We start from the raw sequence: 23,597 nt of genomic DNA, 5'->3' as shown, positions 1-23,597 counted from the left end.
TCAGCTTTCCTCTACTTTTAACCTGATGTTCACAAAGTTGTATGCAGGCCATGGACCGCTGTAGTTAAAATCGACTTTATCTTTCCATTTTTCATGTGCATCATTAACCTTTTGATCAAAAAGCTCCTCAGAATCACGGTCAATTAAAAATGCGGCATTTAAAAGCATTGTTTCGCCAGTCGGTTCATTTGCTTTTGCGGCTTCAGCTGCTTCCTCAAGCGGTGTGAATACCTCGGCTTTCACTTCGTTTTGAAGATCAGCAAACAGTTTCTGGGCAATGCCTCCAAGCTGAATGCGTTCATAATAGCCTGCCGCTTCAGACTTGCCTTTCACAGAAGCTGACATTTTTCCGACCTCTGGATGCTCATTTACTTTTGCTTCAAGCCATTCTTTTTTGCCGATGACTTTTAACCCGACTTCAATCTTCCCTTTAATCGCCGGGAAGAGCTTTTCAAACTGAGGATACAGATTTTCCAGAAGGACTTTTACATCTTCTTTGGACTTAAAAACATTCCCGAAACTGATCGGAATGACTGTATCATTTTTGCTCATAATTGCGGCAACAGCGTGCTGATGCATCATCAAATTTTGACGATTCGGATTATAGATTTTCATTGGCACCTCAGCTGCAACCATCGCTGCATCTTTGTAGCGAATCGTAAAGGTTTCCCTCTCTTCGCCTTCAATCTCTACTGTCCCAAATTCCTCATCTTCCGTCGTTTGAATTCCGCTGAAAATATATATACCCATTTCTTGTTCACTCATTATCCAACACTCCTCTAATCCAAGACGTCCATTTTGCTGCATTCATCAATTATTAACTGCTCTGCATCTGCTTTTGCGTGATCCGAATCAAGACACCGGCTGATGGGATGACATAAAATATCAATGCATAAGCGCTGAAAATCCGGATCCGCGCCATCTATTGGAATATCCTGTTCTGCTGCAAGCTTCGCTATCATAATCGAAGCTCTCAAACTAGGACCATTATTTTTATCGTTTGAGCAAGCATCCCTCAAATTCGTAACGAGAGTGGTAATAGCTCTTGCTTCGTTTTCTTCTGCATCTGTTTTTTCGGCTACGATCCTCGTCTCGCGTTCAACATCTTTATAATCAATGAACATCGTGATCAAGCGATCAAGCAAGGCATCTTGAGTATCATAAACTCCTGCATATTCAGCAGGATTACTGGTGAATATGACTGCGAAATCGGGATGCACCCGGACAAATGGTTCTGTTAACTTAGAGCCATATAACGGCAGAACACCCTCTTCTAAAATCGATAGAAAAATATTATTGGTAGTAGGGCGTGACCTGGTGAACTCATCGTAAATTAACGTATATCCGTTTTTAACTGCTTCAAGGAGCCGGCCATCTTTCCACATTTCACTGACACTTTCATCTTTTTTATAAACAGATCTGACATACTGATCAACGACCTTTTTACTCGTATACCCTGTAAAATCTCCAATTAAATCTTTATTGTTTAATTCGTGATTTCCGTGCATAAGCATGACCGGCCGTTTTCTTTTTTTGGCAAGAGCAAGCGCAAGGGAGGTTTTTCCTGCACCTGAGGGGCCTGTAAAATGAACTGAATATCCGGCTTTCAAGTATTGCAGTGAACGCTTGAGAATATCCTTCGTCTCATCGTCCTGTATCAATGCTCTTGCATCTTTCTTTACCTTTTCTTTTAAGACCGTCATCTTTCCTTGCCTCCTGCCCGCTCATCCCTTACTGTTCCATACCGATTGCGCTTCGGTACCGAATGTCCAGCCGTTTAAACGAAATCACTTCTTCGTCTTTATTTAACTGACAATCATAGGTTCCGAGCATTTCATCTTTTGCGTATTTCTTCATATATTCTTTTTCTTCAATCACTTCAACCGTCACTCTCCAGCCCTCTTCCATCGCTTCAACAGAAGTGATTTTGTGCGGCGGTGCTACATGTTCGTTGAAAAAGTCGTTTACGTTTTTCAAAATATCTTTTATAGCCATAGTGTCGCCTCCGATTGTTCCTTCAGCCGTTTTAAGCTAAGAAGCAGGAGCCATCTTGTGAATGGCTCCAAGCCTTAATCATCTTAAATACTAAACTGTGAACTTCTTTCATTCGATTGTGCAGGGAGACCTTTTTCTTCTACTTCATCCCGAAGCAGGCCAACAGCCTCTGCATATCGCAACCATGTATCAACACTCGCAATTACGACACGTGCTTCGATCGTTAAGATTTCAATTCCGACTACTGACACCCTTGCAAATGCGTCAATTACGATCCCTTTATCCAAAATCCGGTCAATAACCTCTGCTAAACTTGAACTGTTGTTGCTTTTTTGAATCGACATTTCTGTATTCTCCTCTCAGGTTAAGATCCAATTGATTTTATATCTGTAGAAGATTTAATATCATTGGAACTTTTGATCTTCGTAGAGCTTTTTAGATCTGTGGAGCTTTTAATTTGATTAACGCCTTTGATGCCTTTATAGCCTTTTACTTTTTTCTTATCATCTTTAGAAGAGATTTTTTCTTGAAAATCTTCTCCTGCTTCTTTCACATTTCCAAGCTTATCTCTGACAGACAGCAGAATATCCTGAACCTTTTCTTTCGCTTCTTCAGCTTTGCCGTGAACTTTATCCGCGTTCTCGTCTTTTGCATGGCCAAGCTTTTCGGCAGCTGCATTTACTTTTTCCTGCAGCTTTTCTTCTGTCTTCTCGACGAATTTTTCCTTCGCCTTTTCTTTGATCTTATCCTCAACCTTTTCTTTAATAGGTTCAGGCGTATTTTCAATGATTTTTTTTCCAGCTTTTAAAGCAGCTTTTTTCATTTTATCCATCTAATCACCCCTTCAGGGCAGATCAATTATTTCTTTGCTTCAATGAGCTGATTCAGCATTTCTTCAATGCGCTGAAGCTGGTCATTCATGTTTTTGTTTTCCTCTTTCAGCTCATCATATTGAGAAGAGTCTAATTCCTTATCCTCACTTTTCTCATTTTCTGAAGAAGATTCTTTCTTTTTCTTCGGAGCAAGCAGGCTGCTTAAGTTTCCTTTATCAAGGTAGCCTGTTGCTGTCTGTCTGAGCGCAGCCATTGCCTGCTCAGTAATGATTTCCTGTGCCGTTCTTCTTAATTCCTTGCCGGCCACTCTTACCACTTCTGATTGCCCAAGACTGTTAAACACCTTTTTACTTGTCTCAGGACTTGACAGCAATCCGATACCCGCTCCAACAACTCCGCCTAAAATGGCGTAATTTAAGGAATTGTGCTGCTTCTCTTCCTGATTCTGTTCTTCTTGCTGATTTGATTCTTCCTGATTTTCCATTTTTTCTTTCTTATCTTTGCCCGCCATGATTTATCCCCATTTCTTCTTATTAATAATGATTCATATATTAAATGTTAAAAGCTGATTGTGAGCTTCGTTCATTCTTTTGACGATTTGCAAGACCTTCCTCCTGCACCTCATCACGCAGCAGCCCGACAGCCTCTGCATATCGCAGCCACGTATCGACGCTTGCAATTACAACCCTTGCTTCAATCGTTAAAATCTCAATTCCTACAAGCGATACCCTGGCAAATGCATCAATTACAATTCCTTTGTCAAGAATCCGGTCAATAACTTCCGCTAAACTCGAACTATCCGCACTTTTTTGAATACTCATCTCTCTTTTAGCTCCCTTCATTGACGATGTAAATTTGGGCAAGCCCTAATCGCTTTGTTATTTGGGATATACCTTTTAAAACTTGGCTTAAAACATAGGTTGGAAAATAGATGAAATCCCTTACCATGATTTTCTATTAATTCCGCTTCAGATTTGGAAAACGTAATTATAAAATGCTTTAATGGAGGGATTTTCTGAAGATCACAAAGATAATTAAGACAAGAATGTCAATTTTGTTACAAGATGATTACAAAGAGATTTAAAAGGGAATTTTTCTCGTTATGGGGATGAAAAATCCCCGTATTCGGTCGGAATACGGGGATTGGGGGTTTATTGATTTTATTTAACCAATTCTATGTTTTTAATACTCTGAACTAGTCCAGTATTTATTAGGAGTTTGGAAAATGATTAGCTCTTCAAATCAAATTTCCTCTCATACTTTACTTCCTCATATAACTTATCAAGGTTTACTTTGCGGTCCCATACCGCCTTCGCCTCACTAGTCATATGCGGAAATATATATTTATCTACAATTACAGCATAATCGACTTCATCGATAAGATCATAAGTCGGGATCTTATGAACTTTTTGATCAGAAGTTTCAATTACCATGCTATTAACCAAGTTGAGAGGGTTACGCATTAGGTTGATTTGTCGAATATGGTGAAATGGGACGTTGCCTTTTTTGGTAACTAAATAGCCATTTTCACCTTGGACGAGCGAAATAAGCACTTTACCAGGAATGAGTCCTGGAAAAAAACAGAAAAACAAGTAGAGGAAGATTGGAAAGAATAGAAAGCCGCCAACAAACCCAAACCCTTCTGAGATTGCATAACTTGACCCACATAGCCCTCCTAAAATAAAAACTGCCAAAACTCCGTAGTAAAACTTGTTTCCTTTAATATATAGTTTTGAGTTCTTTGATATTGCATTAAGCATTTGTTCCCTCCAAAAATAATCGCTGGACTCATATAAAATTAGATGTCTGTCTTTCTCTCATATTTTGCATGTTGATATAACTCACTTAGATTCACTTGACGGTCCCAGACTGCCTTTGCATCTTCTCTCATGTTTAGATAAACATATTTATCTACCAGAACAGCAAAGTCGGTATCATCGATTAAATTATAAGTACATATTTTTGTGATTTTTCCATCAATTGACTCAATGATAATGTCATTTATTAAGTTCACTGGATTTCTGACAAATGCTAAATTAAGAATTTCATTGAAGAGAATTTTTCTTTTTTTAGTAATTACTGAACCATTCACTCCTTCTTTAAGAATGAACAGTATTTTCCCTGGAATAAAACCTGGAAGAGACCATAATGTTAAGTAGAGAAAAACCGGTAAAAATACAAATCCGCCACTAATGTAAATCAGCGAGTACTTTGACTCAAATTTGAACCCATTCAGGATCAAAAATACACTGGCAGCCAAAGCGCCAAATGTCGCAAGAAGCATCCATCCGTACATAAACTTAGAGCCTTTCACTTTGATTAATTGATTTTCCTTCTTTAAGTTTAGCAACGACTTCCCCCCCTCTTTACTGTAATAGCTTGTATGCCTGACACCATATGTGTTTCCAATTTTGTTCGCATTATTTAATAATTAGATTCCTTGAGTTTGATTTAGTATATATTAAAAGCAGCCAGGTATATTCCTGACCGCTTCATTGAATAAATTTATTCCACATTATGATTTTTTCTCTCATAATTCATACTTTTAAGGAACTGATCATCTGTGATTTTTCTATTCCAAACTATTTTTGCTTCATCTGTCATATGCGGAAAGATATGTTCATCCACAACATCGTAAAAGTTTACCTCATGAAGTAAATTATATGTTTTGAACTTAACTGTCCTATTATCATATGTCTTTACGAAAACCTCATTAAAGAAATTTAAAGGGTTTCTCTTTAAATCAATATTCCTGATATTCTTGAACTGAACAGTATTTTTCTTAGAGACAATGCTGCCATTTTCTCCTTGATGTATTCTAAATAAAACCTTCCCTGGAACAAATCCCGGAAATGCCCAAAGTGCTTCGTAAATAAAAAAAGGAGATAAAATTAGGCCGCCTCCCAAATATATTAAGGAATAATCCGATTCAAACTTCAATCCGTAGGTGATTAAAATATAACAAGCTATTAAACCTCCAAAAACAAAAAGTCCCATCCATATATACATTAATAATGGACCTCTTACTTTTATTATGCTGTTATCTCCAGGTGTATTGGACAAGTTTTTCAGCTCCTTTAAAGGGTTATAACTTTATTTTTAAAAATAAATTGACCTAACGTATTTTCATTGCATTTTTCAAAGTTGTATTCATCAGTTTGATTTCTTGTTACTAACCATGATTGAGCTTTACCTGGAATCACAAAACATACGTCTAATAGATCAGGGGTATTTTCCTCGTCGTACTCCATATAGAGCAAGCTATCCATCCTTGCTTTTCTATAGATTAAATCATTTATTAATTCTTTAATCATTTCATTTCCAGTAAAACCTTCCATAAAAGACTGAGAAGGTAATCCTTGGCTAACTGTTTCTAAAAGTTCCTCAAACTCTGTCCTCTTCATCGAGAAAAGAACTTCATTATGAGCTATTGTTAAATCTTTAAAACTGAAAAACTCTTTAACTAATTCCATTGTGTCTTCTTTGCTGGAAATCTTACTAATTTGATGAATCTGATTATCATATAAAAGTTTATGAAGATAAACTTCATCCCCACTCATATGAACTGAAATAGTTTCTTCGTTTTTTAAATCTGTACTGAACTTAGATGCTTTGACAGTTCTTTCTGCATGATTCATTATTTTTATAAAGCTAATATAATCTTCCTTAACTTTATATCGATTATTTACTTCTGTCACCAAATCTTTTGCTAAAAGTGAACGAGATGCAAATTCTAACAAAATTTTAAGTTCTTCATCCTTCATTTCAGGAAAATACATTTCTTTGATTGACATTCCTTGTTCAAAAAAACCCTCACTATAAAATGAGAAAATTAATTCTTCAATACTTAACTTGATCGTTTCCATAATTCCTCCTTATGAGAATGAGAATTTTTTACCAAGAAAATTTTTTACCAATAAAACTTTTGGCTCCGTCAATCAGCGAATCTGCCGTATCTTTTGCCTTAGATAGTCCTTCACCTATATCCTTAACTTTTCCAATAGGATCAACAATAGCTTCTTTTATTTGTTCGTTAGCTGCATCTTTTACTTTATTAAATCCTTCAACTGCTTTTCCAGCTTGTTCAAAACCGCCTCTGACTAAATCTAAAGTACCTTGAATTGGTGTTTCAAGAGCAATCGCTGCTTTCTCAGCAAAACCTGCCGTGAATTTCCCGACTTGTTCTCCAACTAATCCGCCAACAAAGGAGCCTGCTGCAGCTCCTACCACTGTTCCCACTGGACCTATAGCACTTCCAATCGCTCCGCCAATTACAGCACCGCCTATTGATCCTGCAGAAATTGCAACTGTATTATTAACAGCTTTACCTACCGCTTTAGCATTTTCCCGTTTAAGAACATCAGGCATGTCTCCATACTTAGCATAATTCTCAGATATCTTAAGCCCCATTCCAACAGTTTCCATAGCACCTGTTACAACTAATGCACTAGCAGCATTGGTTTTACCAAATTTCAATGCATTCTTCCCAAGATCTTTCCACATGGTCGATGTTACATTATTTTTAATCATTCCACCCCATACTCCCCTTGTGCTTGAGGTAAAGTCCACAACATCACCAGGCAAATATTTTGAATACTTTTTATGTACAAGATCTGCAAATGGAGTATCTTTATATTTTCCTGAAAGAAAGGTCCAGCTGACTAATCCTTTAGCAGCTCTTTTATACTTTGAGCCATCTACAACTTCTGAAAATTTACTGAGTGCACTCATATGACGGAATGAATAGATCTCATCTGCATTTTTAGCAAATTGAGTGAAACCCAAACCATAATAAGCAAGCTGTCTGGATACCAAACCACCCATTGCAACCATTGTGCCGTATTTTTCATGCATATTAAAAAGTCGCCCAAGCAGGTCATCTCTTTCAGCAAACTTGTTGGCAGTCATTCTGACATCCTGTTCCAACTCACTTAATCTATTTGCTAGAGCTTGACCTGTTCCCCATGAATCACCGATAGAATAAAAGCAATGACTGTACTCCGGGGGAGCACTCAAAATCAAATTTGCAAGTTCAATATGCAGACGCTTAGATTCTTCTTCGATGTCACTTAATTTAAAAACGAATTGGTTGGCGAGTTCATCTAGTCTATTCGGATCGACGGATATTTTACCACTCATTAGTTTTTTCGACCTCATTTCTTGAGCAAAGATTTTAGTTTTAAATCATATTGATAAATTGGTACCCCAAGATACCGACTTGCAAAGGAATAATAAAAAAATCTATACATCCTGGCAACATACAGCCGCCCCTTGCAGCATCATCAGCTTCTTCTTTACTTCTTTTCTTATTCTTATCATAATTGCTCATTCTGCACCTCAGCATTTTTTCTATTATCCTAAATTAAAACATTATTAAATAAGTTATTGGAAATAATTTCCCTGATATTCCTATTTGTAAAGGAAGTAAGAATATATCAAGACAGCTAGGGAAGTATCCTTCGTCACCCGGTATATCTCTCTTCTTTTTCTTACGATTATAATTTGGATCATGATCATATAGAGGATTCATTTTATCACACAACAGAAAACTTATATGATATATATCTGAATCAATTGATAAGCAACGATGCCGACTTGAATCGGAATGATAAAAAAGTCGACGCATCCCGGCACGCAGCCGTCATTCATTCCCTGTCTTTCGTCCACTTTCTTTTTCTTTTTGCCTGAACGATGATTCATGCTGCACCCCTAACTGTTCTACTGCACATCTAATTTTTTCAGGCGGAGAATTCTCTCAAGTCTCTCTAATTCTTCTTGTCTTTCAATCTCTTCCCGCACTCTGTCAACGGAGTCGGCGGCGGCTTCGAGTTCGCGGCTGATGTCGTAGAGGTTGTCTGAGTGTCTCTGGAACAGAATCTGGGCTTCGTCCATGGCGGAATCAAATTTGCTGCGGCTTTTACCGCTCCATGTAGCTGCATTATTGTTTATGTCTTGAAGCAATTTTGCTTCCTGGTCTTTAACGGAATCTGATGCTTCCTGAAATACCCTTGCAAGTGCTCTGACGTGTTCAGAATTCATTATTTTCACCTCACCAATTCTTACATTTTTCTATGTATATCCTTCAAATTTCTACAAAATCATCCCGTTTTACACATATAAGAAAATATTACTAGATTCAATTTCCAATTTCCATAAGTCTCCAGTAACATTTTCTAAGACCGAATGTTCAGACTTTTGAGCGAGGAAAGTAATGCTTTTGAATAGACTATTGTTCAAATTAGGAAATCATTAGGACTTTGTGATGATAGGATTAAAGAAAAATATCCCAATTATCTAATACCACCTGCCCATAAAAAGATAAACCTTTTTTATAACATTTTCCAGAAAAACAAAAGCCTGGAATTCTCCAGGCTTCTTCCTCAATCATTCAGTTGTTTACCTTCCTTGCTGTTTACGATGATTTTATAGTCATCTCCTATAATGGAATTCTTTACTTTTTCAGAAGTTAAATAAACGTCAATTGTTTTTTCAATAGCATCCGCAAGTTCCTTGGCATCATCGTCCTTAATAGAAACGTTTGTCGTGATATAAATGGCGAAATAATCATATTTATTCGTGTAGCCGATCCCTTTTACTTTATATTCAGCTTTGGCAGTCAGGCCGTCTGCAATGGTGTTAAAGATCGGCATCCATCTGTCTTCACGCTCTTTTTTGGCTCTGTTGAATGTACGCACTTTAACTGAATAGTCACCAAACTGTTTCTCTTTAATACGATCGGAGACAGCTTTTTTGATTTCTTCTATTCGCGGTTCATCCTTTGGCAGATTAAATTCAATCACGCCCTCTTGAATGCCAAAGCCCGTCTGTGTATTTCCGTATTCTGCCAGGATTTCCAGCACATCCTCACTTATTTTGTGCTGCTCTCTCACTTGATCTAAGTCAGCTTCTGATGGTTCTTCCACTGGTTCTGATTTAGAGATGTCGATGGTATAAGCATTATCGTTTCTTTTCATTAAAATTCTTTGAATCAGTTCTTCCACATCCTGCTTCACATCATCATAATATTCATCGGTGCCGACGATTCTTACGCTGATCTCCCTCGGCTGCACCCCAACCCCCAAGCCGTCCCATTTGTACCCTTTATCGTCCAGCGCTTTTTGCAGTTCTTCCATAAGCGGCTGTTTTTCTGTTTCAAATAAAAGATTTAAAATCGGAATTTTTGCAGCGACCTGCGCTACACTAGGCAACGCAAAAGTGAGCTGCGCAGGCACCTCACTTTTACTTTTATTGGATAAAGCCATCTGCAATCCGGACTGCTTTTTCATACTGTAAAAAACCGGAAAATCTTGGACAAAGGTAACCATAAAGGCGGTTTGAGTACTCAAATCCGGAAAATTCTTAAAAAAAGGTAACCATAGAAGCGGTTTGAGTACCTAAATCCGGAAATTTCTTATACAAAGGTAATCATAGAGACTTTATGAGTACTCAAATCCATAAATTTCTTATACAAAGGTAATCATAGCGGCGGTTTGAGTACTCAAATCCGGAAAAATGCTAAACAAAGGTAATCATTGAGACGGTTTGAGTGCTCAAATCCGGAATATTCTTAAACAAAGGTAATCATAGCATCGGTTTGAGTACTCAAATCCAGGAAAATCTTAAACAAAGGTAATCATAGCGGCGGTTTGAGTACTCAAATCCGGAAAAATGCTAAACAAAGGTAATCATAGAGACGGTTTGAGTACTCAAATCCGGAAATTTCTTATACAAAGGTAATCATAGAGGCCGTATGAGTACTCAAATCCATAAATTTCTTAGACAAAGGTAACCATAAAGGCGGTATGAGTACTCAAATCCGGGAAAATCTTAAACAAAGATAATCAAAGCGGCGGTTTGAGTACTCAAATCCGGAAATTTCTTATACAAAGGTAACCATAAAGGCGGTTTGAGTACTCAAATCCGGAAATTTCTTATACAAAAGTAACCATAGAAGCTGTTTGAGAACCCAAAACCGTGAAAATGCTAAACAAAGGTAATCATAGAGGCGGTTGTATGACTGCTCAAAAACCCGGTGGAGACCTGTTTGATACATCATCTTCATAAATACACTTTTACAGCAAAACTCCCCGCCGTTTTAAGTCTCTTATAAAGTAAAAAAGATAAAAACGCCCAACTAATAATCGGGCGTTTTCTGCTATTAATGCTATTTTAATAACTTACCTCACTTGTCCATTCCCTGTCATCATATATTTTATCGTTGTCAGCGCCGGCAGCCCCATTGGTCCGCGTGCATGGAGCTTCTGGGTCGAGATGCCGATTTCTGCTCCAAAGCCGAGCGCGCCGCCATCTGTAAATCGCGTTGACGCATTATGATAAAGGGCTGCGGCATCAACTAAGTGCATAAACCGCTTAGCTGTCTCAGCGTTTTCTGTAATGATCGCTTCAGAATGCTTCGTGCCGTACTGATCAATATGATCAATGGCTTCATCCAGGCTGTTCACTGTTTTAATCGCAAGATCCAGGCTTAGATATTCATTGGCCCAGTCTTCTTCATTTGCAGGTATGACATTTGGAAGAGTATCTGCTGCTTCTTTGTCACCATGAATGGTAATGCCGTTCTTCTTAATAGTATCTGCAAGCACTTCTTTATTCCCATGCAGCCAGTCTTTATGAACGATCAGTGTTTCTGCTGCATTGCATACGGCCGGACGGTCTGTTTTCGCATTAATGAGGATGTTCAGTGCCTTTTCCGTGTCAGCTTCTTTATCAAAATAAATATGGCAGTTCCCTACACCTGTCTCTAAAACAGGTACTGTGGCATTTTCAACAACCGCTTTGATTAATGAAGCGCCGCCTCTTGGAATCAAAACATCAATATGCTCCTTCATAGTGAAGAGCTTCTGTGTTGCCGCATGGTCAGTTGAAGCGATAAACTGAACAGCTTCTTTCGGGATCTTCGTTTTTTCTAGTGCTCGATGCATCACTTCAACTATCTTTTGGTTGGACGATAAAGCCGAAGATCCGCCTTTCAGCAAAATCGCATTGCCGGACTTTAAGGCAAGTCCTGCCGCATCTGCCGTTACATTTGGGCGTGCCTCATAAATCATGCCGATGACGCCGAGTGGAACTCGTACTTCTTCTACCTTAAGGCCGTTTTCAAGCGTCCAATCAGATAAGACATCCCCCGTTGGATCTGGAAGATCAGCTACTTGGCGCAGACCTTCTGCAAAATCGGCAATACGCTCCTGAGTGAGAGCCAGTCGATCCATATATGCTTCATCAAAGCCCTTTTCTCTGCCTTTTTCCAGGTCTTCTTTATTCGCATCCAAAATGACTTGGTATTCGTTTTCTAACTCATTTGCAGCAATTCGAAGTCCTTGATTTTTTTCATCTGTTGTTAACATGTTTAATGCTTTCTGTGCTTTTTTTGCTGTGATTGCCTGTTCTTCCACCGTCATTGGTTTAAGAGCTGCAATACTCATCAAAACGCCTCCAGTTCATTTTTTAACTTGGTACCTTTATTGAAAAATCGAGAGAGCAGACAAATGTCTCCTGATCAATCACTGCCGTTGTTCCGTACTTCGTTTTATCCATTAATTTTTCAGTTGAAAAATTGATTCTGCCAAGACCAAATTCTTCTCCGTCTTCATCAAGGATTGTGACGACCGCACCATCGTTAAAGCGTCCGTTCACTTCCTGTATATCGATCGGATAAATGTTTCGCTGTTTATCGATCATGGCTGTTTTCGCTTCATTAGTAATCATAATCTTGCCTTCAGGACCTGAATGGAACGCAATCCATTGCTTTTTCTTATCAAGGTTGAAAGCATTCGGCTTCGGTTTAAAATACGTGCCTTTCGCTGTGCCGTTTACAGCATGCATTAAGATATCTCTTGTACTTGATTTTCCTAAGAAGGATTGAATGCCTGATGCCATCGCAATTTTGAAGGCTGCAATTTTAGACTTCATGCCGCCTGTTCCGACTGCGCTGCCTGAACCGCCCGCTGCTGCTTCGATTTCAGGGGTAATGGCATCCACTTTCTCAAGAAGTTTAGCATTCGGAATACTGTTTGGATTACCATTATAAAGCCCATCAATATCCGATAAAATAATCAGCATATCTGCGCCGATTAATGCTGCAACCTTAGCAGAGAGCGTATCATTATCGCCAAACTTTAACCGGTCTACTGTTACCGTATCATTTTCATTTACGATCGGAATAATGCCGCGTTCCAGCAGCACATTCATCGTATTTTTCATATTGCCATAGCGTGTTTCATCGGAAAAATCGCTTCTAGTAATTAAAAGCTGTGAAGCGACGTAGCCGTGAGATAAAAAGAGTTCTGAGTAAGATTCCATTAACAGACCCTGTCCGATGGAAGCTGCGGCCTGCTTCTCAGGCAGCGATGACGGCCGCTGAATGCATCCTAGCTTACGGTAGCCCGCTGCAACAGCTCCTGATGAAACTACAACTGCTTCGTAGCCGGCATCCTTAAGCTCTACTATCTGATCTGCAAGCTTCTCAAGCTTTCTGCGGCTTATCTCACCGTGCATGCTTGTCAGCGAGCTGCTTCCGATCTTAATAACAACTCTTTTTATCTGCTTCTCTTTTTTCAACATCCTATCCCTCCTGATTTTTTCTGTCTAGCCTTGCAATTCATATTCGGGTTAAGACGTCACCAATGCCCCTGCCATCTCTTCATTCAGCTCTTTTGAACGTTTCGCCGCATGATGAACCGCCTGTGAAATGGCTTTTCCGCCATTATTTTTCCGCAATGCTTCAAGTCCTGATGCCGTCGTTCCATTTGGTGAAGTGACTTTTTTTCGTAAACTCGCCGGTGCTTCGTCATTTGCCATAATCATTTTCGCTGCGCCAAGGATGGTTTGAGCAACAATCTCGCGGACCATCTCTTCGTCCATTCCTTTTTCAACGCCAGCCTGCTCCATATGCTCCATTAAATAATAAAAGTAAGCCGGGCCGCTTCCTGCAATCCCTGTAAAAATATCCATCTGCTCTTCTTCAATTAAAAAGACTTTTCCCATACAGCTGAGCAGCTCTTTCACAGCAAGCACGTTGTCCACCGCCGTATGTCTGCCAGGGCTTAGGGCTGTAGCCGATTCTTGAATCATGCTCGATGTATTCGGCATCACGCGCACAACCTGCTGATTCATTCTTAAATGATCTTCCATAAACGTTGTCGAAATCCCCGCTAAAACAGAAATCACTACCTGATCCGCTCTAACTTTATCCTTTAGTGCTCGGAGTGAATCCGCTGCGCCCTGAGGTTTCATGGCTAAAATAAACAAATCAATTTCTTCGTAAGGCAAGTCATTCTGATGGACCGCATTTACTCCGTACACATGATTCAATTCTTCAAGCCGCAATTGATTGCTTCTATTTGTGACATAAATATTTTCTGCCGGAATGATGCCGACCTGTACAATCCCTGAAATCATTGACTCTGCCATCGAACCTGCCCCTAAAAATGCAACTGTTTTTTCTCTTAACATAATGAGCCCCCTCAAAAACTCTGTTCGTGTCCGTTCGTATTTTTTCAACGTTTATTATCGTAACATGCTGAGAGATAGATTCAAGGGAATACAGGACAATTATAAGGAATAGACCGAGATAGTGAAGGGAAGCGTTATCATTGAGGGGTTACCTATGAGTGAATTCGTTTAAACAGGAATAATCGGCTGTAATCGGGTTATTTGCTGATATTTGGAGAATGGTCTGGGAGACATTTGGAAAAAAGAAAGTATTTGAGCTGCTCCGGCAAGTAAAATTCCGATTATAGAAAGTAAATCTAGTAAAAAAGAAAGTATTTTGTTGAAAATGGAAAGTATTCATTGAAAAAAGTGCCCCATTCTAATAACGGGACACTTTCTGACAGATTTCTAATTTATAACCCATTTATCCTTCATAAACAGCGCTCTTCCGATTACAAAAGCGAGTGCCATAAACAATACATTGCTGCCAATCACGATTAGGATGTGATCATACTGAATGACGCCAAACAGCAATTCTTTCAGAAGACTGAAGAGGTTCAATATTGGAATCGCAAAGTGATGAAACGCAAGTTCATTGATGCTGAGGTTTGCTGTTGTAAGGGCAGGGATCGTGACAAGCATCATGATTGGTGTGCTGTAGCTTTGCGATTCTTTTACCGTTTTGCCGATAATGCTCGTCACCATTAGCACTGATGCAATAAACATGGCATAGATGACAGAAATAAGAATAGCAATGCCGATAATAAGCGGAGCATCGTCACCGAATGAAACAGCTTTTCTGAGGTTTTCTGTTAAAAAGGCTATCTCAAGTGCTACTACAGCCAGTGTGATCATACCTGTAATGGTCCCTATAGAAGAAATGGTCAGCCATTTTGAGAATAGCAGCGTTGACCTGCTCACTGGAGTCATTAAGAGCGCCTCCATTGTTTTCTTCTCTTTTTCTCCAGCAAAAAGATCGGATGCAGCAGGACCAGCCCCGATGCCGACTGCTAATGCAAGAATCATCGGAACCAGAAGCGCAAGTAAGTTAATCGTCGGGTCTTCTTCCGATACTTCTTTTTGTTCAATAGAAAGCGGCTGAATAAGGGATGGATCTGTTCCCTCTTGAGCAAGCCTTTCGGAAACAATTGTTTTTTCATATGCCGTCAAGGCACCTGATACGAGTGTCATAAGAGCAGATGAATTTTGACTGAAAGAATCCCCAATGATTGTGATGGATGCTGCTTGACCGTCCTCAATCTTAGCAGTGAAATCAGAGTCAAGAAGAACGGCTGCCTGCGCATCACCTTCTTTAATGACTTCTTCAGGATTTTCCGTTTTGATAATCTTCACATTTTCAAGAACACTAAAAATGTCGGCTTCCGCTCCGCTTATGTTTTCATCAAGAGCCAGCGTGTACGTATTGTCTTCTCCGTCTGATACTAAACTCTCATAAAAAAGCGTCAATCCAGTCATCATCACAATCGGAAGCAATACAGTTAAAAATAGCGTTCTCCGGTCACGGAAACAGTCCTTCATTTCTTTTAGATAGATTTCAAGAAGCATAATCATCTCTCCTAACTAGCTTGCTCATGAAAATATAATTCAAATCACGGCTGCCTTCTGCTTGATAAAGACTCTCCAGGTTTCCCTGATAGACTAGCTCTCCCTTGTGCATCATCGCAACAGAGTCGCAGAGCATAGTGACTTCTTCCATGATGTGGCTTGAAAATACAATCGTTTTTCCTTCTCTTTTCAGCTGATGAACAAGCTGGCGGAAGACATTAGATGAAGTAATATCCAGACCCGTTGTCGGTTCATCAAAAAGAATGATGTCGGGATTATGGATAATCGCTCTGGCTATTGCGACTTTTTGACGCATTCCCTTTGAAAAGCCGCCAACTTTCCGGTTTAAATAATCCCTCATTCCGAACATTTTTGCTAAGTCATCTATTCGCACCTTTGTTTCATGCTTGCTGAGTCCATACAATCGGGCAAAGTATTCCAAGTTCTCCCGAGCGGTGAGGCGATCATACAAGCCGGTTTCCCCTCCGAACAGCACGCCAATTCGTTTCTTGATTTCATCCGGTTCTTTTATCGTGTCGTACCCTGCCACACTGACCTGACCTTCAGTTGGAGATAGCAGAGTCGCGATCATCCGCAGCAGCGTTGTTTTTCCCGCTCCGTTTTCTCCAAGCAAGCCGACCACTTCTCCTTTTTTCATGGAAAATGATACATGCTTAAGCGCTGTGACAAATATTTTTTTATCCTGAAACGTTTTCGTAACCTCATGAATCTCAATCATCATTATTCCACCTCTTTGTGTGTCTTCTTGTCATTAATATACAAACAAACCGCAGAGGAATCTGCACTTATGTCGTGAATCGTCCGTTTGGTGTCGTGAATATGCCAAATAACATCATATAAATGGTAAAATAAAGAGAATCTTACAAATTAAGAAGTTCAGCAATACGACGGCAGGTGAGACATATCAATGAAAGTTGGACTAGTAGACGACCGGTTTATTGACCTTGATAAATTAAATGGAATAATCGCAGGCATACCAGAACTCGAAATTGTGTTCTCCACTCAATCGGCTGAGGAGGCATACGAGCATATAAAGAAAGAGGCAGTTGATGTACTGATTGCGGACATTGAAATGCCGAATCTGTCGGGCTATGAACTAGCCGATGTGATTCATTCGCATGCACTGAATATTTCAGTTATCTTTGTGACCGGAAGCAGCGGCTATGCCGTTCACGCATTTGAACTGAATGTTCATGACTACATTATGAAGCCTTATTCGAAAGAACGGCTGATCAAATCAATTGAACGATTGAAAGAAAAATCAAAATCAGCGGAAATCGCCGGAAGACTGTATTTAAAACAAAAAAATGACATTCATATCCTTCAGAAGAAAGACATCATTTTCATTGAACGATCAGGCAGATCAACGACCATTTATACCAAATCTGGTTCTATCAAGACGTACCTGACGCTGAATGAACTTGAAGGAGAACTGAGAGAACGGGATTTCATCCGGTCCCACCGGTCTTTTATCATCAATATCCATTACGTAAAAAACTTTTCGCTGTATGCCAAAAATTCCTACATCGTGACATTTGAAGGCTTGGATGCACAAGCCATGATTACGAAGGAAAAAGTGGATTTCTTGCAGCAGCATTACTTTTAAAGGCGGGAAAATGGTGAAAACACATAAATTATACTGGGCACTGACTGCTATCCTTGGAACGGTTCATCTTCAGGCTTTGGTCATGAACCTTCCTTGGAAAACGCCCATTTATTATACTAGTTTACTGGCCTTAGGAATCGCTTATTTTATTTATAGAAAATCCGCTTTAAACCTTAGTGCACTGGAAGTAAAATGGCATATTTATTTATTCTTAATGCAGATGATACTCATTACCTTTTATATAGCGGATCTGCCTTTTTTAATAGAGCTCGTCCCTTTTCTGATTTTTATCGGTCTAGAAGCGGTCCGGCAAGCCGGTTCAAAGAAACTGCACACTTTATCTCACGAGCTTCAGCAGTTTGAAGAACAGCGGAATCACATGAATGAAACGTTCAGAATTGTCCGAAGCGAACGGCATGATTTTCTGAAACATGTTTCTGCTGTTCATTTCCTGCTTGAAAACGGCAAAAACAAGGAAGCGAAAGACTATTTGGATGAATTAGTTGGCGGATATGAAGAAACGAACCTCTCGATTAAAGGAGAACGGGGAATTGTCGCGGGAGCCCTGCACCAGATGTATAAAACTGCTCATGCGGCCGGCATTTCCATTGTCTATGATCTCGACCTCCCTTTATCTTCCCTGCCGTTTTCAGACCATAACATCGTGGCTTTGATTGGCAATCTTCTATCCAATAGCATTGATGCAAGCAAAGAATGGCAGGAAGCACATAAAGAACAGGCACAGATCTCCCTGCAATTTTACAAAAAAAGCGGTCTTTACATACTCATATGCAAGAATACTGCCATGCCAATTCCAAACGATATTCTAGATCAATTGTATGAAATATACGGGATCACGACAAAATCAGACGGACATGCTGGTCTCGGCACGAAAATCATTCATGATATCGTGAACGAGCATCAGGGATATTTAGATTTTGTTTATAAAAAAGAGGAATTTACGGTGAAGATCAAGATTCCTGCAATCAGATGAAAAACCCAGCTCAGTAAATAGGAACGGGGCTTATCCAAAAGAAAGCCCCCGAGTGTTGCAGCCGATTTAAGTCCTTACAACTTTATTTACTTAGCTTAATGATTAATTAAAGATAGTCCAAGATAAACGGCTGCCCCCCACATTACTAAGGCAGATATTTTATTCAATACAAACATAAAGTTTCCTGATTTATCGAGTTTTCCACTCATTCGCCCAATTAGCGCAAGTCCTAAAAACCAACTCCACGAAACCACCATGCATGAAAAAACAAATATAACTTTTTCTTCCCCCTCGTATCTTAACGAACCTGGTCCGATCACACCCATCGTGTCCATTATTGCATGAGGGTTAAGTAAGGAAACAGATGCCGCAAACAAGACTTGTTTCTTCAAAGAAAATTTCTTTGCAATTTCTGCTCTTTCATTGCTCGGTTTACTATTCCATGTGGTCCATCCCATATAAATTAAAAAGATAAAACCTCCCCCAACAAGGATTGTTTTGATCCAAAATGAACCTAGAATCAGTAAGGAAACCCCTAAGACAGACACTAAAATCAAAAGCGTATCACACAAAGAGGCAGTAATCACAACAGGTAATGCTTTAATAAATCGCGGCTGCAGCGCCCCTTGATTAAAAACAAAAATATTTTGGACGCCAAGAGGCAGAATCAATCCCAGTGCAAGAATAAATCCATGAATAAATGGTTCTAACATCCAATGTTCTCCCTTTCTTCCATTTTATTAAATTAGTCATAGTTTAGTTGAAGATATGGACCATGTCTCCGACCAATTGGATGGAATTCAAACCAACCAAATAATATAATAAATAATAAAAAGGAGAACCATTGGATGTTTTCAATCGATTGGAAGCCAAATAAGTCTTCACCTGTACCATTACATAAACAAATAACTGAATTTATAAAAGAAAAGATATCGAATGGGGAATGGACGATAGGATATAAGCTCCCTCCTCAACGCACACTGGCAAAAGCTTTTGAAGTAAATCGAAGTACAGTTGTAACTGCATATGATGAATTAACAGCGGAAGGACTTATTGAAGGAAAAACCGGCAGTGGAACAAGAGTGGTTAATAATACATGGAACCTTTTAACAACTGCCCCTCCCCCGGATTGGAGTTCCTACGTAAATTCTGGCATTCACAAACCCAACTTGCCAACGATTCAAGAAATAAATCAAGCTGAATTTATTCCTGACATAATCCATTTAGGAACAGGAGAATTATCACCGGAACTCATGCCTGGCACTTCAATGAAACAAGTTTTCGAAAAATTGTCTACTAGAGAATTAACTTATGGCTATGAAGAACCGAAGGGGTTGTTGCCGCTCAGGGAGCAAATAAGCAGCTATTTAAAAACAATTGGAATTCAGGCTTCACCCTCTTCCATTTTAATCGTTTCAGGTGCTATACAAGCCCTGCAGCTTATTAGTGTTGGTTTATTACATAAAGGTTCTACCGTATTAACAGAAAAGCCATCGTATCTCAATTCAGTGCATGTCTTCCAATCAGCAGGTATGCAATTAGTCGGCATCCCGTTAGATAAAGAAGGACTTGAAGCAGAACATATTCCACAATATAAAAAACAACATAAAGCTGCATTACTTTATACAATTCCTTCTTTTCACAACCCTACTGGAACTTTAATGACTGTTAAAAGACGTGATCAATTATTAAACATCTGTCAACAAGAACAATTGCCAATAATCGAGGATGATGTTTATAGAGAGTTATGGTTAGAGGAAAAACCGCCAAAACCCCTTAAGGCTTTTGACAAAAATGGCCTTGATTTATATTTGGGAAGTTTATCTAAATCATTAAGTCCAGGTCTTCGAATTGGTTGGGTAGTTGGTCCAGAACCAGTTATTGAGCACTTAGCAGATATTAAAATGCAAACCGACTATGGTTCCAGTTCTTTATCACAGTGGGCCGCAGCAGAATGGTTTTCCAGCGGACTTTATGATCAGCATCTTAAGGAAATAAGAAAACAGCTTAAAATACGAAGGGATTTTACATTAAATACTTTAAACCAGTATTTTTCCAGTATTGCAACATGGGAAAAGCCAAGTGGAGGATTTTATGTTTGGGTACGTTTATTGCCGTCAATCTCTATAAGAAAACTATTTGAACATGCACTTGCAGAAGGCATATTACTAAACCCCGGAAACGTCTATGATAATCAGGCTTGCCAATATCTGCGCATTTCCTATTCCTTTGCATCTCTTCCAAGTTTAGAAGACGGTCTGCGCCGTTTATCAATGATAATAAGTAGACTTGCCGAATAGGGGAACAATCAATTTTTCCCCAAATTAAAAGCCCAGTTTCTCAGCATCATAAATGTGAAATTTGGGTTTATTTTTCTTCATAATTGCCCCCGATTGTTGAATAGAACCAATTTTCCATCTTTAAAACGATAAATAATCCTGCCTGTTAGTATCCAAAAGCCTCTTAATAATACCGCACAGCTTATGAGGATTCGGCGAATGAAGTTTGGCAGATATAAAAATCGAAGTTTATTGGTGAGAACCTGTCAAATAGCAAAATTCGCTAAAAATTTTCGTATTCTGTGGTTTTTGTGTTTTTTTATCGAAATATATGATATATTATCTGAATATTATAAAAAATATTCTAAAAAAGGTGGCTTATTGAATGAATTTGCTAGCAAGAATAAGTACAGCAGCAGGTAACACTTTTATCTACTGGGTCTTACTATTCACGGCTTTGGCCTTGTTGTTTCCAGGAGGTTTTACCTGGATAGCACCTTATATCCCGCTCCTTCTTGGAATTATCATGTTCGGGATGGGATTGACGTTGTCTTTTAAAGATTTCAAGGCTGTATTCAAACAGCCCCTGGCCGTGTTCGTAGGGGTTGCTGCTCAATACATCATTATGCCTGGTGCCGCTTATCTTCTGGCCGTAGGGTTGAATCTTCCTCCTGAAGTGGCTGTTGGCGTGATATTGGTCGGCTGCTGCCCTGGGGGAACTGCATCGAATGTAATGGCGTACCTGGCAAGAGCAAATGTCGCCCTGTCAGTTGCGGTTTCATCGGTAGCGACTTTGGTATCACCTATCCTGACTCCGGCGCTTATTTACTTATTAGCGAGCCAGTGGCTTCCTGTATCAGGAAAAGATATGCTTCTCTCGACGGTTCAAATCGTTCTTATTCCTATTATTCTCGGTATCGTCTTCAAATGGATATTGAAGGACAAAGCAGAAGAAGGGGCGAAAATCCTGCCGCTTGTCTCAGTAATTGGGATCGTCGGCGTCATCTCAGCAGTGGTAGCCGGGAATAAAGATAATATCCTTGAATCCGGTTTGGCGATCCTCGGTGTAGTCGTTCTGCATAATTTTGTTGGATTGCTATTAGGTTTCTTTATTTCAAAATGGTGCAAATTCCCTTATGCCGATCAAAAGGCAATTTCGATTGAGGTCGGGATGCAGAACTCAGGACTTGCTGCAGCATTAGCAACCGCCCATTTCTCACCGCTTACTGCTGTTCCGAGTGCAATTTTCTCAGTGTGGCACAATATTTCTGGACCTTTGATTGCCACGTACTGGGCGAAAAAGTCCGCAAAAAAAGAGCAAGAAATGAAATTAGTTAAAAATCCAAAGCAAGTTTCCTAATAAAATTGACGCAGAAAACCCTAAAAGGTATTTTAAGGATAAAAAAGTCAATCTATTGCGACAGGCAGGTTTGAAATGACATCGTAAAGCATCAAGGAATATTCAAGTGAAAGTGGTGTCCTTAATGGACACCTCTTTCACTTGAATTATTTTAAAAAGACAGCTACGCTGCCTTTAGAGACTATTTATAATGTGGTTAGATATATAATAATTTATTTCACCCAATGTTTCTTCGTTCGGTCAACGATGGGATGGCCAGGACCCCTGCATTTTTCTGATTTGAATAATTTGACCCGTATGGTAAGCGTCGTGAAGAAATATATCCAGCAGTTTCCCTTCAAGGGAATTTTGGTCAAGCTCTTCAACAGAAGTTCCACTCAGTATCTGCCTTAAACTGTGATGAACGTTTTCAGCACGTTCAATGACTTTCTTCCATTCCTTATTTTCATTTGATTGTTCGGTGAGATAGAAGTTTTCGTCACCGCTTAGATTATGTGTCCATTCACGGCCTTCCATGTCTGCTACAAGTCTCTCTTTGTAATAAATGAGATGATTAACATTCTCCCAGATTGTTTTGGCTGCCTCTCCAGCTGGTCTCCAACTGGCTTGTTCTGCCGTGACTCCTTCAATTGCATGTTTAAGCGGAGCATACCAACTCTCCTTATCAAACGTCGAATCTAGCAGGTTTATAAGGAATTCAATACGATTCAAAGTCATCTCCTCCTTGAACAGTTTTCCTTTAAAAATAATGATTTCGTCAGTAATTGTTAAAAATCCTGCCCTTTACTTCAATAAAAAAGAGCATTTCTCCTTTTGGAAGAAATGATCAAAATGTTTTGTCTCTATATATGAAAAAACGTTAGAATCCTCTTCATACTCGCTAACATCTAATAACCGGTGCTGGGGAAGTATTTTAACGGGCGTTCGCATACGGCTACTACCTGAGCTGCAAAAAAGCATGACATTTTTTGTGTCATGCTTTTTTAGATACGGCGTAATGGATTATTCCCGCCAAAAATTCGTATATTCTGTTTTATCCTGTATATTAAATTCAATCATTTTCTCAAGCAATTCGTAATTTACCGGCTCAGCCCACCGAATTCGAAACAAGCCTTTGGTAGCGCTGTAGCCAGCTTGTGCAATGTCATCGACAAAGTGGGTAATGCCTGCTTCTTCGGGTGCAACGCTCAAATGATGCTTCGCTGTGGAAAAGCCGATGATAAATGTGCCGTGATCGGAAAACATTGGCGTATTCCACTTGATGTGCGGTTTCAAATTCGGGAATTTATCAGCAACCCACGTCAAAATTTCCTCTGTTCGATCGCGGTGGTCGGGGTTATCAATACCTGCTAAATATTTTGCGAAAACTTCCATGTCTTCCTCCTTCGATATTATGCTATTGCCGCCAAAAATTCGAATTCTAAAGCCTTATCCTTGATATTAAATTCAATTATCTGCTCTAGCAATTCGTAATTAACTGGTTCAGTCCATT

The 23,597-nt window shown here is 39.4% G+C and carries 28 protein-coding genes; 4 read left to right on the top strand and 24 right to left on the bottom strand.

All coding sequences use genetic code 11. The features are described from left to right. The 21 genes from K8L98_RS02515 to K8L98_RS02415 all read right to left on the bottom strand — a co-directional run bounded on the left by K8L98_RS02515 (window position 1) and on the right by K8L98_RS02415 (window position 16,584). Entirely contained in the window at window positions 1-765 is a 765-nt protein-coding gene (locus K8L98_RS02515; protein ID WP_223439396.1) for a GvpL/GvpF family gas vesicle protein, read from the bottom strand. Between the two features lie 14 nt (window positions 766-779). Beyond that, complete coding sequence (gene gvpN, locus K8L98_RS02510) at window positions 780-1,703, bottom strand: gas vesicle protein GvpN (protein ID WP_223439395.1); 924 nt, start codon at window positions 1,701-1,703, stop codon at window positions 780-782. Window positions 1,704-1,731: 28 nt separating this feature from the next. Beyond that, entirely contained in the window at window positions 1,732-1,995 is a 264-nt protein-coding gene (gvpO, locus tag K8L98_RS02505) for a gas vesicle protein GvpO (RefSeq protein WP_223439393.1), read from the bottom strand. Window positions 1,996-2,078: 83 nt separating this feature from the next. Further along, the gene (gene gvpJ, locus K8L98_RS02500; RefSeq protein WP_070879559.1) at window positions 2,079-2,339 is read right to left on the bottom strand and encodes a gas vesicle protein GvpJ; all 261 of its coding nucleotides are present in this window, start codon (window positions 2,337-2,339) and stop codon (window positions 2,079-2,081) included. A 20-nt stretch (window positions 2,340-2,359) separates the two neighbouring features. Beyond that, on the bottom strand, window positions 2,360-2,827 hold the full coding sequence (gvpQ, locus tag K8L98_RS02495; protein WP_223439391.1) for a gas vesicle protein GvpQ: 468 nt from the start codon (window positions 2,825-2,827) through the stop codon (window positions 2,360-2,362). Window positions 2,828-2,853: 26 nt separating this feature from the next. After that, complete coding sequence (gvpT, locus tag K8L98_RS02490) at window positions 2,854-3,339, bottom strand: GvpT/GvpP family gas vesicle accessory protein (protein ID WP_223439389.1); 486 nt, start codon at window positions 3,337-3,339, stop codon at window positions 2,854-2,856. A 40-nt stretch (window positions 3,340-3,379) separates the two neighbouring features. Further along, complete coding sequence (gene gvpJ / locus K8L98_RS02485; RefSeq protein ID WP_223439387.1) at window positions 3,380-3,649, bottom strand: gas vesicle protein GvpJ; 270 nt, start codon at window positions 3,647-3,649, stop codon at window positions 3,380-3,382. A 408-nt stretch (window positions 3,650-4,057) separates the two neighbouring features. Further along, the gene (locus K8L98_RS02480) at window positions 4,058-4,588 is read right to left on the bottom strand and encodes a DUF5381 family protein (RefSeq protein ID WP_223439354.1); all 531 of its coding nucleotides are present in this window, start codon (window positions 4,586-4,588) and stop codon (window positions 4,058-4,060) included. 38 nt (window positions 4,589-4,626) lie between these two features. Next, window positions 4,627-5,178, bottom strand: a complete 552-nt coding sequence (locus tag K8L98_RS02475) for a DUF5381 family protein (RefSeq protein WP_223439352.1) — start codon at window positions 5,176-5,178, stop codon at window positions 4,627-4,629. A 155-nt stretch (window positions 5,179-5,333) separates the two neighbouring features. Then, entirely contained in the window at window positions 5,334-5,891 is a 558-nt protein-coding gene (locus K8L98_RS02470) for a DUF5381 family protein (RefSeq protein WP_223439349.1), read from the bottom strand. Window positions 5,892-5,905: 14 nt separating this feature from the next. Then, on the bottom strand, window positions 5,906-6,694 hold the full coding sequence (locus K8L98_RS02465; RefSeq protein WP_223439334.1) for a hypothetical protein: 789 nt from the start codon (window positions 6,692-6,694) through the stop codon (window positions 5,906-5,908). A gap of 28 nt (window positions 6,695-6,722) precedes the next feature. Then, a complete protein-coding gene (locus K8L98_RS02460; RefSeq protein ID WP_223439332.1) occupies window positions 6,723-7,967 on the bottom strand; it encodes a glycine zipper domain-containing protein in 1,245 nt (414 codons plus the stop codon). 40 nt (window positions 7,968-8,007) lie between these two features. Further along, the gene (locus K8L98_RS02455) at window positions 8,008-8,157 is read right to left on the bottom strand and encodes a hypothetical protein (RefSeq protein ID WP_223439330.1); all 150 of its coding nucleotides are present in this window, start codon (window positions 8,155-8,157) and stop codon (window positions 8,008-8,010) included. 221 nt (window positions 8,158-8,378) lie between these two features. Continuing rightward, a complete protein-coding gene (locus tag K8L98_RS02450) occupies window positions 8,379-8,528 on the bottom strand; it encodes a hypothetical protein (protein WP_223439322.1) in 150 nt (49 codons plus the stop codon). Between the two features lie 18 nt (window positions 8,529-8,546). Then, window positions 8,547-8,867 (bottom strand): WXG100 family type VII secretion target, encoded by a 321-nt coding sequence (locus K8L98_RS02445; RefSeq protein ID WP_223439313.1) that lies wholly within the window; start codon window positions 8,865-8,867, stop codon window positions 8,547-8,549. 341 nt (window positions 8,868-9,208) lie between these two features. After that, on the bottom strand, window positions 9,209-10,114 hold the full coding sequence (locus K8L98_RS02440; RefSeq protein WP_223439311.1) for a DUF4030 domain-containing protein: 906 nt from the start codon (window positions 10,112-10,114) through the stop codon (window positions 9,209-9,211). Between the two features lie 891 nt (window positions 10,115-11,005). Then, the gene (locus K8L98_RS02435; RefSeq protein ID WP_338037009.1) at window positions 11,006-12,274 is read right to left on the bottom strand and encodes a glutamate-5-semialdehyde dehydrogenase; all 1,269 of its coding nucleotides are present in this window, start codon (window positions 12,272-12,274) and stop codon (window positions 11,006-11,008) included. A gap of 19 nt (window positions 12,275-12,293) precedes the next feature. Next, window positions 12,294-13,409 carry a glutamate 5-kinase gene (gene proB / locus K8L98_RS02430; protein ID WP_223439307.1) on the bottom strand — a complete coding sequence of 372 codons (1,116 nt, stop codon included), beginning with the start codon at window positions 13,407-13,409 and terminating at the stop codon, window positions 12,294-12,296. A 48-nt stretch (window positions 13,410-13,457) separates the two neighbouring features. After that, a complete protein-coding gene (proC, locus tag K8L98_RS02425; protein ID WP_223439305.1) occupies window positions 13,458-14,300 on the bottom strand; it encodes a pyrroline-5-carboxylate reductase in 843 nt (280 codons plus the stop codon). Window positions 14,301-14,687: 387 nt separating this feature from the next. Beyond that, window positions 14,688-15,845 (bottom strand): ABC transporter permease, encoded by a 1,158-nt coding sequence (locus K8L98_RS02420; protein ID WP_223439303.1) that lies wholly within the window; start codon window positions 15,843-15,845, stop codon window positions 14,688-14,690. Beyond that, entirely contained in the window at window positions 15,835-16,584 is a 750-nt protein-coding gene (locus tag K8L98_RS02415; protein WP_223439298.1) for an ABC transporter ATP-binding protein, read from the bottom strand. Before K8L98_RS02415 ends, K8L98_RS02420 begins: the two co-directional genes overlap by 11 nt. A 189-nt stretch (window positions 16,585-16,773) precedes the next feature. Here K8L98_RS02415 and K8L98_RS02410 point away from each other — a divergent pair, with 189 nt between their 5' ends. Both K8L98_RS02410 and K8L98_RS02405 read left to right on the top strand, forming a co-directional pair. After that, window positions 16,774-17,472: a LytR/AlgR family response regulator transcription factor gene (locus K8L98_RS02410; RefSeq protein ID WP_223439296.1), complete on the top strand. Its 699-nt coding sequence runs from the start codon at window positions 16,774-16,776 to the stop codon at window positions 17,470-17,472. 13 nt (window positions 17,473-17,485) lie between these two features. Beyond that, window positions 17,486-18,466 (top strand): sensor histidine kinase, encoded by a 981-nt coding sequence (locus tag K8L98_RS02405; protein ID WP_223439294.1) that lies wholly within the window; start codon window positions 17,486-17,488, stop codon window positions 18,464-18,466. 95 nt (window positions 18,467-18,561) lie between these two features. Here K8L98_RS02405 and K8L98_RS02400 read toward each other — a convergent pair whose 3' ends face one another. Next, window positions 18,562-19,179, bottom strand: a complete 618-nt coding sequence (locus K8L98_RS02400) for a LysE/ArgO family amino acid transporter (protein ID WP_223439292.1) — start codon at window positions 19,177-19,179, stop codon at window positions 18,562-18,564. 135 nt (window positions 19,180-19,314) lie between these two features. Here K8L98_RS02400 and pdxR point away from each other — a divergent pair, with 135 nt between their 5' ends. Both pdxR and K8L98_RS02390 read left to right on the top strand, forming a co-directional pair. Further along, the gene (gene pdxR / locus K8L98_RS02395) at window positions 19,315-20,766 is read left to right on the top strand and encodes a MocR-like pyridoxine biosynthesis transcription factor PdxR (RefSeq protein ID WP_223439290.1); all 1,452 of its coding nucleotides are present in this window, start codon (window positions 19,315-19,317) and stop codon (window positions 20,764-20,766) included. 364 nt (window positions 20,767-21,130) lie between these two features. Further along, window positions 21,131-22,105, top strand: a complete 975-nt coding sequence (locus K8L98_RS02390) for a bile acid:sodium symporter family protein (protein ID WP_223439288.1) — start codon at window positions 21,131-21,133, stop codon at window positions 22,103-22,105. A gap of 240 nt (window positions 22,106-22,345) precedes the next feature. Here the strand turns inward: K8L98_RS02390 and K8L98_RS02385 are convergent, their stop codons facing one another. Beyond that, on the bottom strand, window positions 22,346-22,822 hold the full coding sequence (locus K8L98_RS02385; protein ID WP_420828817.1) for a DinB family protein: 477 nt from the start codon (window positions 22,820-22,822) through the stop codon (window positions 22,346-22,348). A 285-nt stretch (window positions 22,823-23,107) separates the two neighbouring features. Next, window positions 23,108-23,479, bottom strand: a complete 372-nt coding sequence (locus tag K8L98_RS02380) for an iron chaperone (protein WP_223439284.1) — start codon at window positions 23,477-23,479, stop codon at window positions 23,108-23,110. Window positions 23,480-23,597: the final 118 nt, after the last annotated feature.

Source organism: Metabacillus dongyingensis, from assembly GCF_019933155.2.
GTDB lineage: Bacteria > Bacillota > Bacilli > Bacillales > Bacillaceae > Bacillus_P > Bacillus_P dongyingensis.
Note: the sequence above shows the minus strand (reverse complement) of the source record. Positions and strands in the feature narration are given on the sequence as shown.

What these genes read in the sequence shown, in the direction of transcription:
- K8L98_RS02515 (WP_223439396.1), bottom strand. Translation starts at nt 765, where the DNA reads ATGAGTGAACAAGAAATGGGTATATATATTTTCAGCGGAATTCAAACG.
- gvpN (WP_223439395.1), bottom strand. Translation starts at nt 1,703, where the DNA reads ATGACGGTCTTAAAAGAAAAGGTAAAGAAAGATGCAAGAGCATTGATA.
- gvpO (WP_223439393.1), bottom strand. Translation starts at nt 1,995, where the DNA reads ATGGCTATAAAAGATATTTTGAAAAACGTAAACGACTTTTTCAACGAA.
- gvpJ (WP_070879559.1), bottom strand. Translation starts at nt 2,339, where the DNA reads ATGTCGATTCAAAAAAGCAACAACAGTTCAAGTTTAGCAGAGGTTATT.
- gvpQ (WP_223439391.1), bottom strand. Translation starts at nt 2,827, where the DNA reads ATGGATAAAATGAAAAAAGCTGCTTTAAAAGCTGGAAAAAAAATCATT.
- gvpT (WP_223439389.1), bottom strand. Translation starts at nt 3,339, where the DNA reads ATGGCGGGCAAAGATAAGAAAGAAAAAATGGAAAATCAGGAAGAATCA.
- gvpJ (WP_223439387.1), bottom strand. Translation starts at nt 3,649, where the DNA reads ATGAGTATTCAAAAAAGTGCGGATAGTTCGAGTTTAGCGGAAGTTATT.
- K8L98_RS02480 (WP_223439354.1), bottom strand. Translation starts at nt 4,588, where the DNA reads ATGCTTAATGCAATATCAAAGAACTCAAAACTATATATTAAAGGAAAC.
- K8L98_RS02465 (WP_223439334.1), bottom strand. Translation starts at nt 6,694, where the DNA reads ATGGAAACGATCAAGTTAAGTATTGAAGAATTAATTTTCTCATTTTAT.
- K8L98_RS02460 (WP_223439332.1), bottom strand. Translation starts at nt 7,967, where the DNA reads ATGAGTGGTAAAATATCCGTCGATCCGAATAGACTAGATGAACTCGCC.
- K8L98_RS02455 (WP_223439330.1), bottom strand. Translation starts at nt 8,157, where the DNA reads ATGAGCAATTATGATAAGAATAAGAAAAGAAGTAAAGAAGAAGCTGAT.
- K8L98_RS02450 (WP_223439322.1), bottom strand. Translation starts at nt 8,528, where the DNA reads ATGAATCATCGTTCAGGCAAAAAGAAAAAGAAAGTGGACGAAAGACAG.
- K8L98_RS02445 (WP_223439313.1), bottom strand. Translation starts at nt 8,867, where the DNA reads ATGAATTCTGAACACGTCAGAGCACTTGCAAGGGTATTTCAGGAAGCA.
- K8L98_RS02440 (WP_223439311.1), bottom strand. Translation starts at nt 10,114, where the DNA reads ATGAAAAAGCAGTCCGGATTGCAGATGGCTTTATCCAATAAAAGTAAA.
- proB (WP_223439307.1), bottom strand. Translation starts at nt 13,409, where the DNA reads ATGTTGAAAAAAGAGAAGCAGATAAAAAGAGTTGTTATTAAGATCGGA.
- proC (WP_223439305.1), bottom strand. Translation starts at nt 14,300, where the DNA reads ATGTTAAGAGAAAAAACAGTTGCATTTTTAGGGGCAGGTTCGATGGCA.
- K8L98_RS02420 (WP_223439303.1), bottom strand. Translation starts at nt 15,845, where the DNA reads ATGCTTCTTGAAATCTATCTAAAAGAAATGAAGGACTGTTTCCGTGAC.
- K8L98_RS02415 (WP_223439298.1), bottom strand. Translation starts at nt 16,584, where the DNA reads ATGATTGAGATTCATGAGGTTACGAAAACGTTTCAGGATAAAAAAATA.
- K8L98_RS02410 (WP_223439296.1), top strand. Translation starts at nt 16,774, where the DNA reads ATGAAAGTTGGACTAGTAGACGACCGGTTTATTGACCTTGATAAATTA.
- K8L98_RS02400 (WP_223439292.1), bottom strand. Translation starts at nt 19,179, where the DNA reads ATGTTAGAACCATTTATTCATGGATTTATTCTTGCACTGGGATTGATT.
- pdxR (WP_223439290.1), top strand. Translation starts at nt 19,315, where the DNA reads ATGTTTTCAATCGATTGGAAGCCAAATAAGTCTTCACCTGTACCATTA.
- K8L98_RS02390 (WP_223439288.1), top strand. Translation starts at nt 21,131, where the DNA reads ATGAATTTGCTAGCAAGAATAAGTACAGCAGCAGGTAACACTTTTATC.
- K8L98_RS02385 (WP_420828817.1), bottom strand. Translation starts at nt 22,822, where the DNA reads ATGACTTTGAATCGTATTGAATTCCTTATAAACCTGCTAGATTCGACG.
- K8L98_RS02380 (WP_223439284.1), bottom strand. Translation starts at nt 23,479, where the DNA reads ATGGAAGTTTTCGCAAAATATTTAGCAGGTATTGATAACCCCGACCAC.